Annotated in this window: 11 protein-coding genes; 7 read left to right on the top strand and 4 right to left on the bottom strand. The window is 60.8% G+C overall.

Going from position 1 to position 15,073, the window contains the following annotated elements:
* Position 1: 1 nt before the first annotated feature.
* Positions 2-1,192, top strand: a complete 1,191-nt coding sequence (locus AC1RMF_RS11755; RefSeq protein WP_493141617.1) for an MFS transporter — start codon at positions 2-4, stop codon at positions 1,190-1,192.
* A 28-nt stretch (positions 1,193-1,220) separates the two neighbouring features.
* Here the strand turns inward: AC1RMF_RS11755 and AC1RMF_RS11750 are convergent, their stop codons facing one another.
* Both AC1RMF_RS11750 and AC1RMF_RS11745 read right to left on the bottom strand, forming a co-directional pair.
* Complete coding sequence (locus tag AC1RMF_RS11750; protein WP_342620525.1) at positions 1,221-1,925, bottom strand: SDR family oxidoreductase; 705 nt, start codon at positions 1,923-1,925, stop codon at positions 1,221-1,223.
* A 113-nt stretch (positions 1,926-2,038) separates the two neighbouring features.
* A complete protein-coding gene (locus AC1RMF_RS11745; protein ID WP_342620524.1) occupies positions 2,039-2,359 on the bottom strand; it encodes a hypothetical protein in 321 nt (106 codons plus the stop codon).
* Between the two features lie 180 nt (positions 2,360-2,539).
* On the opposite strand from AC1RMF_RS11745, the gene AC1RMF_RS11740 reads away from it, so the two are divergent.
* From AC1RMF_RS11740 to AC1RMF_RS11720, 5 genes are all read left to right on the top strand, one after another.
* Positions 2,540-2,725: a hypothetical protein gene (locus AC1RMF_RS11740; RefSeq protein WP_342620523.1), complete on the top strand. Its 186-nt coding sequence runs from the start codon at positions 2,540-2,542 to the stop codon at positions 2,723-2,725.
* A gap of 42 nt (positions 2,726-2,767) precedes the next feature.
* Positions 2,768-4,951, top strand: a complete 2,184-nt coding sequence (locus AC1RMF_RS11735; protein WP_493141614.1) for a hybrid sensor histidine kinase/response regulator — start codon at positions 2,768-2,770, stop codon at positions 4,949-4,951.
* Between the two features lie 73 nt (positions 4,952-5,024).
* On the top strand, positions 5,025-6,932 hold the full coding sequence (locus AC1RMF_RS11730) for a pyruvate kinase (RefSeq protein ID WP_493141612.1): 1,908 nt from the start codon (positions 5,025-5,027) through the stop codon (positions 6,930-6,932).
* Positions 6,933-6,977: 45 nt separating this feature from the next.
* A complete protein-coding gene (gene mgtA, locus AC1RMF_RS11725) occupies positions 6,978-9,500 on the top strand; it encodes a magnesium-translocating P-type ATPase (RefSeq protein ID WP_493141610.1) in 2,523 nt (840 codons plus the stop codon).
* A gap of 102 nt (positions 9,501-9,602) precedes the next feature.
* Entirely contained in the window at positions 9,603-10,943 is a 1,341-nt protein-coding gene (locus AC1RMF_RS11720; protein WP_493141608.1) for an anaerobic C4-dicarboxylate transporter, read from the top strand.
* 33 nt (positions 10,944-10,976) lie between these two features.
* On the opposite strand, the gene AC1RMF_RS11715 is transcribed toward AC1RMF_RS11720, so the two are convergent.
* Positions 10,977-12,884 (bottom strand): GspE/PulE family protein, encoded by a 1,908-nt coding sequence (locus AC1RMF_RS11715; protein WP_493141607.1) that lies wholly within the window; start codon positions 12,882-12,884, stop codon positions 10,977-10,979.
* 138 nt (positions 12,885-13,022) lie between these two features.
* Between AC1RMF_RS11715 and AC1RMF_RS11710 the strand changes: the two genes are divergently transcribed.
* Complete coding sequence (locus AC1RMF_RS11710; RefSeq protein ID WP_493141606.1) at positions 13,023-14,435, top strand: DHA2 family efflux MFS transporter permease subunit; 1,413 nt, start codon at positions 13,023-13,025, stop codon at positions 14,433-14,435.
* On the opposite strand, the gene AC1RMF_RS11705 is transcribed toward AC1RMF_RS11710, so the two are convergent.
* Positions 14,417-15,058 carry a hypothetical protein gene (locus AC1RMF_RS11705; protein WP_493141605.1) on the bottom strand — a complete coding sequence of 214 codons (642 nt, stop codon included), beginning with the start codon at positions 15,056-15,058 and terminating at the stop codon, positions 14,417-14,419. The genes AC1RMF_RS11710 and AC1RMF_RS11705 overlap by 19 nt on opposite strands.
* Positions 15,059-15,073 lie beyond the last annotated feature (15 nt).

Here is a 15,073-nt window from a genome sequence, read left to right as displayed (position 1 = left end):
TGTGCGCACGGACCACTCCGCGTTTTACGCATCACTCTTCCTGTCGCGACTGGCCGATCAGGTTCTGCTGTTTGTAGTTCCTCTGGTGGTGTTTCAGGTCACGCAGAGCGTGGCGTGGTCGGGGGTTGCATTCTTTGTGGAGACCTTGCCCCGGTTCCTCTCCTTTCCGGTATGTGGCGCGCTCTGTGACCGGGTTTCGCCGTTCCGGTTGCTGCGCATCAGCCAGACGCTTCGCGCCGTCACCTGTGTATTGGGTTCGCTGGCGTCGGGGTTGACGGGGGATGTGGCCTGGCTGGTGGTGGTGTCTGCCGTATGCGGAGTGCTGACCACCCAGGGCTTGATGGCGCGCGAGGTCATGCTGCCGCAAGTATTCCGGGGGTTTCGCACCGAGCGCGTCCTGGCACATGCGCAGATAGCAGACCAACTGGGCATGGTGCTGGGGCCGCTGCTGGCGGCGTTGGCACTTGAGCGGTGGTCATGGGTGATGGTGCTGGGTGGCACGGCGCTGCTCTTCCTGGCTGCCGACGGTGCCATGAAACTATGGCGCGCAACCAGCCCGGTCACGTTGAACGATCCCGCGCTGGCGCATCCGCTGCAAGGCATGCACTGGCTGCAGCCCTATCGCACGGCACTGGTTCACGTCTTGCATTTGCCGGGGCTATTGCCGCTCATTGTTCTGGCCGCGGGGGTGAATCTTGTAGTCGGCGTGACCCTTTCCACCTCAGCCGCCATGGTGACGGGCGCGTTTCACCAGACGGGCAATGACTACGCCTTGCTGCAAACGGCAGGGGCGGTTACCACCGTGGTGATCCTGCTGTTGATTGCCCGCCTCTCTTTGCCGTTGCGTACCCTGGGCTGGCTCTCGTTTGCCTGCATATGGTTGGGTGGCCTTGCTACCGCGCTCTGCCACACGCCATGGGGCTATGCCATTGGCTTCTTGATGGTGGTGGGGTTTGACAAGATGTTCAGCGTCTACATCCGGACACGTCGGCTGCACGTCATTCCCGCCGCCGACCTGGGCAAGACCACCGGGCTGATTGTGCTGCTCAACAATCTGACACAACCCATTGCTGGTCTGTTTGTGGGACTGTTCGCGGGGCACGCCAATGCGCCATTTGTCATCACCGCCATGGCGATTGCCATGGGCACGCTGGGTATGCTGGCCTTGTTCATGGGTCGGCCACGCCAATAGCTGTGGGCGTGCGCCAGATGGCGCGCGTTCACACCGCGTGGGTCACACCGCCATCCACCCGGATGTTCTGACCCGTGATGTAGCCCGCGCCCTCGGACAGCAGGAAGGCAATGGTGGCGGCCACTTCGTCGGCACGACCATAGCGGCCCATGGGCACGCCGCTGCGCCGCTCCTCGGTGGCGGGCAGGCTGTCGATCCAGCCGGGCAGCACATTGTTCATGCGGATGTTCTTGGGTGCGTAGGTGTCGGTGAATATCTTGGTAAAGCTGGCCAACCCGGCACGGAACACCGCCGATGTGGGAAAGTTGGACACGGGCTCAAACGCCCAGGCGGTGGAGATGTTGACGATGGCACCGCCGCCCTGTGCTTCCATGATGGGTGTCACAAGCCGGACGGGGCGCACTGCGCTCAACAGATAGACCTCCATGCCCTTGTGCCAGTCCTCGTCAGATATGTCCAGAATGGGCGCACGCGGACCGTGGCCGGCGGAATTGACCAGCGCATCGATGCGACCCCACTTGTTCATGGTCAGGTCCACCAGACGCTTGAGGTCGTCAGGGACCAGGTTGGAGCCCGTCACACCAATGCCGCCCAGCTCGATGGCCAGGGCCTCACCCTTGCCCGAAGAGGAAAGAATGGCCACGTGGTAGCCGTCCTGCGCCAGGCGTCGCGCCGCAGCGGCGCCCATGCCCGAGCCGCCAGCAGTGATAAGGGCCACTTTTTCTTTTGACATGGATAACTCCTGTTGATGAATGGTTGCGCAAATTCTGCCAGCAACGAGAAAGGCAAAAAAAAAGCCCCTCGCAGAGGGGCTTTCAAGATGCGAGGCCCGAAGGCCGCGGCAAATTACTTGGCCTTCTTGGCGGGAGCCTTCTTGGCCTTGGCCACCACGGGAGCGGCGGCGGGTGCAGCGGCAGCAGGTGCCTTCAACGCGGTACGCTGATCTTTCAGCGCGTTGATTTCTGCGCCCAGGGCGTTCTTGCGGGCGGTCAGCTTCACGATCTTTTCGGTCAGCTTGGCAATGGCTTTGGCGGCCTTGGACACGGGAGCCTTCTTCGCCACAGGGGCTGCAGCCTTCTTGGCCACGGGCTTAGCAGCCTTAGCGGGAGCGGTTACTTTCTTGGTGGTCTTTGCAGCCTTGGGAGCCACTTTTTTCGCAGTTGCCATTTTCAGATTTCCTTTTTGTTTATCTGGCCAAACAATTTCGGCCAGCCCTCTATTGTCGCAATTCTTTTGGGTGCCCTTGCGGGTGGCGAATGAGCTTCGGATAAACCGGCCTTTTCGGTGGATTGAAGTGCCCCGTGCAGGGAACAATGCAGCATGTTCACACCAAGCCTGCAGAACTCCATGAAACCAAAGAGCCCGCACCTGTTGTCAAAAGAAGAACTGGCCGAACGTTGGGGCGTATCCGTGGTGCTCATTGGTTTGTACAGTGCCGTCGGGCTGGGACCCAAATACGTCAGGGAGGACGGGTTTCTGCGGTTTCCCATGGAAGAAGTGCAGAAGTACGAGCACGCGCGCCGCATGCATTGAGGCGGCCGCGTTGCGCCGGGCTTCCATAGTAGAGTCTCGACCATGAGACCCCAAGCCGTATTTCGTCCAGATTCCCGAGCGTTGAAATTCCGGGTTGGACTGGTGGTTCTGCTGTGTCTGACCATCATCTGGTCGGTAGCCTATTTCGAGCTGGAGCGCAGTCGGGCGAGTTACCTGCATGAGGCAGAGGTCAGAACCATGGTGCAAGCCCGCGTGTTTGCCGAAAGCACACGCTCCACCATCAAGCGCGTCAACGAGATTCTGCTGGACATGCGCACCCATTGGACGGGGGACTGGAAGTCCTTTGGCGCCTTGGTGAAGCAGCGTCAGGAAAATATCCAGGACATATCGTTCCAGATCGCCGTGATTGACAAGGACGGCTTTCTGGCCTTTTCCAACCTGGCACCACCGAGCGAGCGGACCGATCTGAGCACACGCGAGCATTTTCGTGTCCATCAGCAGTCCCCCAACCTGGATCACCTCTTCATCAGCAAGCCGGTGAAGGGGAAAGTTTCGGGCAAATGGTCCATCCAGTTCACCCGCCCCATCTTCAATGACGGCGCCTTCAACGGCGTCCTGGTGGTATCCATCAGTCCGGATCTGTTTGCCGATTTCTCGCAGACGCTGGGTGTGCACCAGAGCGGCTCGGTTGCCCTGGTACGCGACACCGGCGAAATCATGTCCCGGTTTCCATCCAGCGAGTCCAGCCTGGGCCTGATCGTGAAGGAATCCCCCTACCTGCAGCCTGACGCGCCCCTGTCCGGCAGCTTTCGTAGGCTGGCGCTTACCGACGGAATCGAGCGCCTGTATGGCTTCTTCCGCGACGAGGAATACGGGCTCAATTTTGTCGTGGGCGAAAGCCTGCAGGAAGTCCTCGCCCCCTATGTGACCAACCGCAAAATCGTGCTGTGGACGGCAACCCTGGTCAGTGTGCTGAGCATCTTCCTGTTCCACTTGCTGCTGCGTTCATTGCTTGCCGCACAAAGGCTGCAGCAGGACCTGGAGACGGCCAGGATCCAGGCCGAAGAAGCCAACGCCGCCAAGAGCCAATTCCTGGCCAACATGTCCCACGAAATCCGCACACCCATGAATGGTGTGCTTGGCATGGCCGATCTGCTGCTAGACAGCGGACTCACCCCCGAACAGAAGTCCTATGCGCGCAACATCGCACACTCTGGCGAGGCACTGCTGGCACTGGTCAACGACATCCTGGACCTCTCCAAGATCGAGGCCGGACACATGGAATTCGAATCCCACGCATTTTCCATGGGCGTGCTGGTGAATTCGGTAACCTCCATTCTTGCCATGCGGGCACAGGACAAGGGCATAGGCTTCCATGTGGAATTGCCCACCGGACCGGATTGCGATTACGTGGGTGACAGCCTGCGCATCCGCCAGGTTCTGTTCAATCTGGTGGGCAATGCCGTCAAATTCACCCGCCAGGGTGCAGTCCACCTGCGTGTCCAGACTGTGCCCGAAGGCCTGCGCTTCGAGGTACAGGACACAGGTGTGGGCATTTCGGATGAGGTCATGGGCAAGCTGTTTACCAGCTTCGTCCAGGCAGACACTTCCACCTCCCGCAAGTTCGGCGGCACCGGTCTGGGACTGGTGATCTGCAAGAAGCTGGTGGAGGGCATGCATGGACGCATAGGCGTTCAAAGCCAACTGGGGCAAGGCAGTCTGTTCTGGTTTGAATTGCCTCTGGCCAGATCCGTCGAGAAGTCCGCGGCCACAGATTCCACCCTCGCCCCTGCATCCGAGGCACTGGCCGTTGCACGTGCAGCGAACCATGTGGAGACTGTCCCCGGGGAGCTGGAGGCATCGCCCGTCCAGTCACATCGGGACGACACAGCAAAAGCCCACACCCGGATCCTGCTGGTCGAGGACCATCCCATCAACCAGAAACTCGCCAGCGTGCTGCTTGAGCGCCTGGGTTTCCAGATCGATCTGGCAAAGGACGGGCAGGAAGCCGTTGAGGCCGCCGCCCAACGGCCCTATGCGCTGATATTCATGGATGTTCAGATGCCGGTCATGAACGGCTTTGAAGCCACACGGGCCATACGCGCTGGCGCCGGGCCCAATGCGCACACGCCCATCGTGGCGCTCACCGCCAACGCCATGCAGTCGGACAAGGATGCCTGCTTTGACGCTGGCATGAACGACTTCCTGACCAAGCCTTTCAACAAGGAAGGTCTGTCAGAAATCCTGGCGCGCTTCATCGCGTAAGGCCATCCTTTGCAAGTCGCCTGGCGCGACGACTGTCACGCAGCTGTAGCATGGCGGGTCTATACCGGTGCATATGAAACACCAACCCGCCGCCTCCACCCAGCCCGCCACTGGCAGTGATGCCGACCCTTGGGACAAGACAACCTGCCTGTCCCTCATCGAGCAACTGTGGGAGTTGCGCAAGTCCATGCAGGAGGCAGAACATCGTTTTGCCCGTGCGCTCAAAGGCGTGGCGCCACCGTATCGCAACAGCGCGCTGAATCTGGTGCACTACCTGGCACTGCGCTCCAAGGACTTGCGCACGCTGCAGAACAGCCTGACCTGGCTGGGCGTGTCGTCGCTGAGCCACTCCGAATCCCATGTGATGGCCAACCTGGACAAGGTGCTTGGCATATTGCACCGCCTCACCGGGCAACCCTGGCAGGACCATTCCAAGGATGAACCGGCTGGCAGCCTGACCGGTCGCCACCTGCTGCAAAGCCACACCGATCTGCTGCTGGGTCCGGCCACGTCCGGGCGCGGCGTGCGCATCATGGTGACCCTGTCATCCGAAGCAGCCTCCGATTTCAGCATGGTGCGCAATCTGGTCGAAGCTGGCATGGACGTGGCGCGCATCAACTGCGCGCATGACGATGCCCAGGCCTGGAAGGCCATGGCCAACCTGGTGCGTCGCGCCGCCCAGGACGCGCAGCGCGAAGTGCGCATCCTGATGGATCTGGGCGGACCCAAGGTGCGCACCGGCCCCTTGAAACCAGGCCCCATGGTCGTCAAGCTCAAGCCGCAGCGGGACGACTATGGCCTTGTGCTGGCAGCATCCCGGCTGTGGATAGGCCATGCCGAGGACGCGGCCATAGGCGCGCGCTGTGATGCGGCCGTGGTCGTGGATGGCGAGTGGTTTGAGCGATTGGCAGAAGGCATGCCCATCAACTTCACCGACGCACGTGACAAGAAGCGCCGCCTGCGGGTTGTGGAGTGCACACCCGATGGCGTGGTGGCGGAATGCCTGGAAACCTACTACCTGAGCCCGGACGTGGCTCTGAGCGTCAAGGGCAAGCATGCCCACAAGGAGTTCACCGCCTATCCGCGCGGCATTGCGCCCCGCTCCGTTGCGCTGCGCCTGCACCGCGGCGACATCCTGCGCCTGACCAATGACACCGCCGAGGGCGCCATGGTCAGCACGGACGACCCGCAAGGGCCGGTCGCGGTGGCCCACATCTCCTGCACCATGCCCCTGGTGTTTGAGCAGGTGCACGCGGGTGAGCGCATCTGGTTCGATGATGGCCACATCGGCGGGATGATCCGCAAGGTCACACCCGAATTCATGGAGGTGGAAATCGTTCAGGCGCGCGATACCGGCGAGAACCTGATGGCCGACAAAGGCATCAACTTCCCGGACAGCCAGCTGGCCTTGCCTGCGCTCACCGACAAGGACCTGCAGGATCTGCAGACCGTGGCCGAGATTGCCGACCTGGTGGGACTGTCGTTTGTGCAGGAAGCCCGGGACATCCACCACCTGCTGCAGGCGCTGCATGATCTGCAACGCGACGATGTGGGCGTGGTGCTCAAGATCGAAACCCTGCGCGGATTTGAGAACCTGCCAGCCCTGATGCTGGCTTCCATGGCCGCGCCATCTGCTGGCGTGATGATTGCGCGCGGCGATCTGGCGGTGGAATGCGGCTTCGAGCGCATGGCCGAGATCCAGGAGGAAATCTTGAGCTGCTCCGAGGCTGCGCACATGCCGGTGATCTGGGCCACGCAGGTGCTGGAGACGCTGGGCAAGACCGGCATGCCCTCGCGTGCGGAAATTTCGGATGCCAGCATGGGCGAGCGTGCGGAGTGCGTGATGCTCAACAAGGGCCCGTTCATTGTGGATGCCATCCGTACGCTGGACGACATCTTGCGCAGGATGGCTGGGCATCAGGTCAAGAAGAAGTCCCTGCTCAGAGCGCTACGCGCCTGGGAGAAGCAAGACTATCTTTGAGTATGCGGGTTGTGCTGCCTGGATATCCGTGCCTATGATGCAAGCATGGCACCCCTGAACGCACCGCAGTCCGCCGAGGTCGGCCTCACCACCTCCGAAGCCCAGCAGCGTTTGCAACAGTACGGGGCTAACCGACTGCAAGACGCCAAGCAGCTGGCACTGATCTGGCAGTTTCTGCTGAACTTCCGCAATCCGCTGGTGTTGATACTGCTGGCCGCCAGCGTGCTGACCGGCGTGACGGGCGACGTCAGCGGCGCGTTGATCATCGGCCTCATCGTGGTGATGAGTGTCACGCTGGATTTCGTGCAGGCACACCGCGCCGGCAAGGCCGCAGCCAGCCTGGCCATGAAGGTCGCTGTGACGGCCATGGCCCTGCGCGATGGCAAGACGCAGCAGATCCTGGTGGGTGATCTGGTACCAGGCGACGTGGTGCACCTGTCCGCGGGTGACCTGATACCAGCGGATGCGCGCCTGCTGCAGGCCAACGACTTCTTCGTGAACCAGGCGCAACTGACCGGTGAACCCTATCCGGTGGAAAAAACCGCACCGCAAGCCGGCGCGCCCGCCACACATAAAGACACCTGGGAGCTGGACGCGGCGGATCGCATCTACCTGGGCAGTACCGTGGTCAGCGGTTCAGCACAGGCGCTCATAGGGCGCACCGGCAGCACCACGGCGCTGGGACAGATTGCGGTGGACCTGAACAAGACCGCACCACCCACGGCGTTTGAGCTGGGTACGCGGCAGTTCGGCACCATGATCATGCGCTTCACCCTGCTCATGGTGCTGGTGACGCTGCTGGTGAACGTGGCCTTGCATCGACCGTTGCTGGAGTCCTTTCTGTTTGCGGTGGCACTGGCCGTGGGCCTCACACCCGAGCTGCTGCCCATGGTGGTGTCGGTCACCCTGACCAAAGGGGCCTTGCGCATGGCCGCACTCAAGGTCATCGTCAAGCGCCCGTCTGCCATACAGGATATGGGCGCCATGGACGTGCTGTGCACCGACAAGACCGGCACCCTGACCGAAGCACGCATCCGGCTGGAGCGTTATCTGGATACACAAGGCAAGAGCAGCGACCAGGTGCTGGAGCTGGCCTACCAGAACAGCTTCTTCGAGAGCGGACTCAAGAGTCCGCTGGACGATGCCATCCTGGCGCACGGTGATATCGACGTCAGCCGTTGGGCCAAGATCGACGAGGTGCCCTTTGACTTCGAGCGCCGCCGTGTATCCGTGTTGCTGCAAAGCACCTCGGATGCCAACCATCCCCTGGCCCGTCGCCTGGTGGTCAAGGGCGCACCGGAAGACGTCATCACCTTGTGTACCCACGTGCTGGACGACAACGGCCAACCGGTTCCCCTGGACGATGCCGTCCACGACCGCATCCACAAGCTGTTCGACAGCCTGGGCGAAGAAGGCTTCCGGGTGCTGGGCATTGCCTGGCGGGACGTGCCGCTGGAGATGGCGCATGCGGTGGTGTCGGACGAAAGTGAACTGGTATTTGCCGGCTTTACCGCGTTTCTGGACCCACCCAAGGTAAGCGCCGGTCTGGCACTCAAGGCCATGACCGAAAGCGGCGTAGCGGTGAAGATCGTCACCGGAGACAACGAGCGTGTGACCCGCCATGTGTGCACCGAGCTGAACCTGGAAATCCAAGGTGTGCTGACCGGCACCGAGATCGCCGTCATGAACGACGACGCACTGCGTGCGCGTGTGGATGACGTCAACCTGTTCTGCCGCGTCAACCCATCGCAGAAGAACCGTGTCATCCTGGCGCTCAAGGCGCGCGGCCATGTGGTGGGTTATCTGGGCGACGGCATCAACGATGCACCGTCACTGCATACCGCCGACGTTGGCATCTCGGTGGACGAGGCAGTGGATGTGGCCAAGCAGGCTGCGGCCATGATCCTGCTGGAGAAGGACCTGATGGTGCTGCACCAGGGCATTCTGGAAGGGCGGCGCACCTTCGGCAATGTGATGAAGTACATCATGATGGCCACCAGCTCCAACTTCGGCAATATGTTCAGCATGGCCGCGGCCACATTGTTCCTGCCCTTCCTGCCGATGCTGCCGTTGCAGATCCTGCTCAACAACCTGCTCTATGACGTGTCCGAGATTGCGCTGCCGCTGGACGACGTGGACGCCGAAGACCTGGCCGCACCCAAGCGCTGGGACATGCGCTTCATCCGCAACTTCATGCTGACCATAGGGCCAGTGAGTTCGCTATTCGACTTCCTCACCTTCTACCTGCTGATCAAGCTGTTCAACGCCCACGAGTCGCTGTTTCGCACCGGCTGGTTCGTGGAGTCGATTGCCACACAGGTGTTGGTGATCTTTGTGATCCGCACGCGGCGCAATCCGCTGCGCAGCCACCCCAACCGCTGGCTGGTGCTCTCGTCCCTGGGCGTGGTACTCACCGCCATGGCGCTGCCCTTCTCGCCCTTGGCGGTGTATCTGGGCTTCACACCGCTGCCGGGTGAATTCTTCGCCCTGCTGGCCGCGCTGTTGCTGGCATACCTGTTGATGGTGGAGGCGGGCAAGCGCTGGTTCTACCACCGCCAATCCCGCTGAAAGCGTATTGCTAGTTTGACCCACATCAATGATTGATGTGGTCAAAACAGGCAAAAAAACCTGCGAGGCATACAGTGAAGACTTGCTTATTGGGAGTCTGTCATGAGTGTTTTGCTTCAGGTCGCCATCATCTTAGTTTGCCTTTTCTACGGCGCCAGAAAAGGCGGTATCGCACTGGGTTTGCTCGGCGGTATCGGCATTGTTCTACTCACCTTTGCCTTCAACCTCACGCCTGGAAAACCACCAGTGGATGTGATGCTGACCATCATCGCGGTGGTGGCTGCATCGGCCACCTTGCAGGCGTCCGGTGGGTTGGAAGTGATGCTGCTGGGCGCTGAAAAGCTGCTGCGGCGCAACCCCAAATACGTGTCCATCCTGGCACCGTTCACCACCTGTGCTCTGACCATGCTGTGCGGCACCGGGCATGTGGTCTACACCATGCTGCCCATCATCTATGACATCGCCATCAAGAACGACATCCGTCCGGAGCGGCCCATGGCCGCCTCATCCATTGCGAGCCAGATGGGCATCCTGGCCAGCCCGGTATCCGTTGCCGTGGTGTCGCTGGTGGCCTTTCTGGCCAAGGTGCCAGTCAACGGCCATGTGATTGACTTCATCCAGGTGCTGTCCATCACCATCCCATCCACACTGGCTGGTGTGCTGATGATTGGCATCTTCAGCTGGTTCCGCGGCAAAGAACTGAAGGACGACCCGGAGTTCCAACAACGCATTGCCGACCCGGAAAAGCGCGAGCTCGTCTACGGCCACACTGCTTCGCTGATCGGCAAGATCCTGTCGCGCGACCAATGGGTGGCCATGTGGATCTTCATCGGTTCGATTGTGGTGGTGGCATTCCTGGGCGCATTCCAGGAGCTGCGCCCCGTCGTGGGCGGCAAGCCGCTGAACATGGTGCTGACCATCCAGATGTTCATGTTGCTGGCCGGTGCCTTGATGATCGTGTGCACCAAGACCGACCCCAGCACCATCGGCAAGATGGAAGTGTTTCGCGCCGGCATGGTCGCGGTGGTAGCCGTGTTTGGTATTGCCTGGATGGCAGATACCGTGTTTGAAGCCAATCTGCCGCAGCTCAAGCTCGCATTGACCGACATGGTGAAAACCCAACCCTGGACCTATGCGATTGCCCTGTTGCTGGTCTCCAAGCTGGTGAATTCGCAGGCCGCCGCCATCAGTGCCATGGTGCCTGTGGGTCTGGCCATTGGCGTGCCTCCGGGCTACATCGTGGCCTTTGCCGCAGCGTCCTATGGCTACTACATCCTTCCTACCTATCCGAGTGACCTGGCCGCGATCCAGTTCGACCGTTCAGGCACCACCCACATCGGCAAGTATGTGATCAACCACAGCTTCATTGCACCCGGCCTGATTGGTGTGAGCACCTCCTGCCTAGTGGGCTTCCTGCTGGCCACGTCTACCGGTCTGGTCTAGGGCTTGCACAGCCGGCAATCTCCAGAGCAGCGCTCAGAGATTGCTGGCGGCCATGACCTCGGACACATCGGTCAAACCCAGCAGCACTTTTTCCAGTCCGTCCTGGCGCAGCGTGCGCATGCCCCCGCGCAAGGCGGTGAAGCGGATATCACCAGCCGAGTCGCGCTGCCGGATATGGTGGCGAATCTCCTCGCTGTTGAGCAGCAGCTCATAGATGCCCAATCGCCCCTTGTAGCCGCGGCCCTCACAGGCTTCGCAGCCGCACTTCTGGTAGCTGTAGAGGACGCGACCTCCCTTGCCATCGGGCTTGCCAAAGGCGGCCTTCCAGATCTCCACCTGCATCTGCACATTCTTCTCGTCAGCGCGCTGTACGCTCTCCACGTATTGAAACGCCAGATCGTGGATCTCCTGATCGGTTGCCGGGCGTGACTGCACGCATTTACGGCATAGCCTGCGCACCAGGCGCTGCGCCAGGATCGCCAGCAGCGAGTCCGAGAAGTTGAAAGGGTCCAGCCCGATCTCCAGCAGACGCGCAATGCTCTCGGAAGCCGAGTTGGTATGCAAGGTCGACAGCACGAGGTGGCCGGTGAGCGAGGCTTCGATCGCGATGCGTGCCGTCTCTTCATCGCGGACCTCGCCAATCATGATCACATCGGGGTCGGCGCGCAGGAACGTGCGCATGGCCGCGGCAAAGGTCCAGCCGATGCGCGCATTCATCTGCACCTGGCGCAGACCCTCCTGCGTGATTTCAATGGGGTCCTCTGCAGTCCATATCTTGCGGCTTTCGGTGTTGATGTCGGCAATGAGCGAATGCAGCGTGGTGGTCTTGCCGCTGCCCGTGGGGCCACACACCAGAATCAGGCCATAGGGTTTGCGCACGACTTCGCGCAGGTTGTTCAAGTCTGCCTCGCCCAGTCCGATCCCCGAGATGGGGAGCGCCTTGGAGCCCGCCAGCAGACGCAGCACCACGTCCTCCAGTCCGCTGGACGTGGGGACCGTCACCACGCGCAATTCCGTCTTGGTCCCGCCAAAGCGCGAGAAGTCGATCTTTCCGTCCTGCGGCTTGCGGTGCTCGGAGATGTCCATGTTGGCCATGATCTTGATGCGCGCAACCAGTGCATAGCGGTAGCGCGACTCGACTTCCAGATGGAGCTTGAGCTCACCGTCCAGGCGCAAGCGGATACGCACATTGGCGGGTGCCGGGCGGGTTTCGATGTGGATGTCGGATGCCTTGAGCGCAATCGCCTCTTCGATCAACGAGTTGATCAGGCGCACCAGGGTGTTGTCCGATTCGCTGACCACGTCGTTGGCCTGCTCGGTCGCCCGGTCGCTATCCAGCGCGAGGTCACTTGCAAGGTCCTTGGAAGACATGCGGTTGACAGAGGTTGCAGACTCAGCAGGAATGGCTGGGCGGGCATAGGCACGGGCGATGGCGGGCATCAGCGTTCCAGGTGCGGGCAACAGACTCAAAATGCGCTTTTGCGTCATGAAACGCAGTTCCTGCAATAAGCGCCGGTCCTGCGGGTCGGCCATGAGCAGCACCAGCACGTCTTCGTGCAGCATCAGGGGTACCACCGATTCACGTTCAGCCACATTGGATTTGATCAGCGCAATCGCCTGCGGGTCGAAATCAAATTGCGTGGCATCCACCACGCCGGTGCCCAGCCAGCATGCGATTGCATGGTCGATCTGCTGGTTGGAAACCGAACCTGCCTCCACCAGCATGGTGCCCAACGGTTTGTGTATGCCGCGCGAACGGTCCAGCTCCTGTTGCCTGAGCGTCTTGCCCAATTGCTCCTGGTCTATCAGCTTGGCGTCCAGCAAGGCTTCGCCGATATGGCCAAAGCGCTGGGCATCTGCCGAGGAGTTGGAGAGCGTATGCCACAACTCTGCGGGATTGGCCGGGGTGATGATGTGCAGGAGTTCGGCGTGATCATTCATATTCGTATGGATAAGGTGAGGTCCCAACTTACAAAAACATCATGCCTCCAATATGCAGCGCGATGATCCTCTGGGACCTTCAAACCGCACATTCCATGACGTACGTCATTTTTCTCTAAATTCGTACACAATTCCAGCATGGAGCAAACCACCGTCAAACGCTACTTACCCTGGGTGGTGGCAACAGCGTTATTCATGGAGCAGCTGGACTCCACCATCGTCAACACGGCGGTCCCCTCCATGGCCGCAAGCCTGAACGTGACTCCATTGAGCCTCAAGGGCGTGGTGGCCAGTTACATCCTGAGTCTGGCCGTAGGCATTCCCATCAGCGGATGGATGGCAGACCGGTTCGGCACCCGCCGCGTATTTGCCTGGGCCGTGGCGCTGTTCACCCTTTCGTCGGTGCTCTGCGGCCTGTCGGTCAACGTACCCATGCTGGTGGGTGCACGCATCCTGCAAGGCATTGGCGCATCCATGATGGTGCCCGTGGGGCGGCTGACCATCATCCGGACCTTTGCCAAGTCCGAACTGCTGGTGGCCATGAATTTTGTCGTCATTCCCGCGCTCATCGGCCCCTTGCTGGGCCCGACCGTAGGCGGCGTGATCGTGCACTGGCTGTCCTGGCGCGACATCTTCTTCGTCAACGTGCCGGTGGGTTTGGCTGCGCAGTGGCTGATATACCGCTACATGCCCGATTACCGCAGCGACACGCAGCATCCGCTGGATCTGGTCGGGCTGGTGCTGTTCAGCTCGGGCACAGCCTTGCTGTCGTGGTTGCTGGAGGTGTTTGGTGAGCATCGCATCGACAGTACTTCGGCCACGGTGCTGCTGGTGATTGCTGTCAGTCTGCTGCTGGCCTATGGTGTTCACGCCAGTCAGACCGCCTTTCCACTGTTGCGCCTGACGCTGTTCAAGGTGCGTACCTTCCGAATTTCCGTACTGGGTGGTTTTGTCACGCGCCTGGGTCTGGGCGGAATGCCTTTCCTGCTGCCCCTGCTCTACCAGGTGGGCATTGGACTTACCTCGTGGGAATCGGGTCTGCTGATGATGCCCGCAGCGGCGGCGGCCATGGGCATGAAGCTGGTTGCGTCCCGCGTGCTGGGCCGCTTTGGCTATCGCAAGGTCCTGGTCGTCAACACCGTGCTGATCGGCCTGACCGTCTCGCTTTTTTCCCTGGTGGGGTCCTCCACACCTCTGTGGCACATCGTGTGCCTGAGCCTTACACAAGGCTTCTTCAATTCGCTGCAGTTCACCAGCATGAACTCCATGGCCTATGCGGATATCGAAGCCAAGGACTCCAGCATGGCCAGCACCATGGGCAGCTCCATGCAGCAGCTGTCCATGAGCTTCGGACTGGCCTGCGGTTCACTGGTGACGGGCTGGTATCTGGGAGACATTCCCCAGACCGACAGGCTGGCCGTGACCAGCGCACTGCACCACGCATTCCTGACCCTGGGCGCCGTCACCATCGGCTCATCCCTTTCCTTCTGGGCCTTGAAGCCCCACGATGGCGATGCGGTCAGCCAGGGCTCTCAGGAACCGGGTGAGTGACCTGTGTCAGACGCTTGCGCAGCTGCGGACTCCACTTGCTTGATATCACCCAGGCCGACGCGGAACTGCTCCAGTCTGGCCTCATAGTCATCCGCTTCGCCATAGCGCAGAAAGCGTGCGTAGCGTGAGTGGGCACCCAGCATCTTGCGCGCATGCTTGATGGGGCAGAAATACTCTTCGGTCCTGCCGACTATCTCTGTTACATAAGCCATCAGGCCGTTGCCATAGGCGCAATAGGTGCAATGGAACTTCTCAATGAAGTTCAGATAGCCAAGCTGCTGCCGGTCAAAAACCATGTAGTCGCCGCGACGTACCTTGACGATGCCATAGATGGGAAAACAGGTCGCCTGGTAGAAGCTCACACACACATCCAGCAGCAGCATCGGAAAGATCATGCTGTAGATGATGGGTCCGGTGATCAGGTTCTGCGGCCTATAGGTCACCAGCCAATGAAAGAAGCCGGTCTTGAGCTTGAGATGTGCCTGGCGCACGGACTCCTCAAACTCAATCCGCCGACCCTTGATCTGGTACAGCGCGTTGGCTTCCTGCGCCTGCACCTCCCGGCGCAGGTCTTCCTCCAGCGCGCTCATCTGATCAAGCAGACGGCGGATTTTTTCATTCATGAGACGGGACGCGTG

The organism is Rhodoferax sp. GW822-FHT04A08 (genome assembly GCF_058801025.1).
This window is presented reverse-complemented; position numbering and strand designations above follow the sequence as displayed.

Bases quoted from the DNA above. Each gene is read 5' to 3' on its own strand.
- AC1RMF_RS11735 (WP_493141614.1), top strand. From the start codon at position 2,768: ATGAGACCCCAAGCCGTATTTCGTCCAGATTCCCGAGCGTTGAAATTC.
- AC1RMF_RS11745 (WP_342620524.1), bottom strand. From the start codon at position 2,359: ATGGCAACTGCGAAAAAAGTGGCTCCCAAGGCTGCAAAGACCACCAAG.
- AC1RMF_RS11750 (WP_342620525.1), bottom strand. From the start codon at position 1,925: ATGTCAAAAGAAAAAGTGGCCCTTATCACTGCTGGCGGCTCGGGCATG.
- AC1RMF_RS11720 (WP_493141608.1), top strand. From the start codon at position 9,603: ATGAGTGTTTTGCTTCAGGTCGCCATCATCTTAGTTTGCCTTTTCTAC.
- AC1RMF_RS11730 (WP_493141612.1), top strand. From the start codon at position 5,025: ATGAAACACCAACCCGCCGCCTCCACCCAGCCCGCCACTGGCAGTGAT.
- AC1RMF_RS11710 (WP_493141606.1), top strand. From the start codon at position 13,023: ATGGAGCAAACCACCGTCAAACGCTACTTACCCTGGGTGGTGGCAACA.
- AC1RMF_RS11705 (WP_493141605.1), bottom strand. From the start codon at position 15,058: ATGAATGAAAAAATCCGCCGTCTGCTTGATCAGATGAGCGCGCTGGAG.
- AC1RMF_RS11740 (WP_342620523.1), top strand. From the start codon at position 2,540: ATGAAACCAAAGAGCCCGCACCTGTTGTCAAAAGAAGAACTGGCCGAA.
- AC1RMF_RS11715 (WP_493141607.1), bottom strand. From the start codon at position 12,884: ATGAATGATCACGCCGAACTCCTGCACATCATCACCCCGGCCAATCCC.
- mgtA (WP_493141610.1), top strand. From the start codon at position 6,978: ATGGCACCCCTGAACGCACCGCAGTCCGCCGAGGTCGGCCTCACCACC.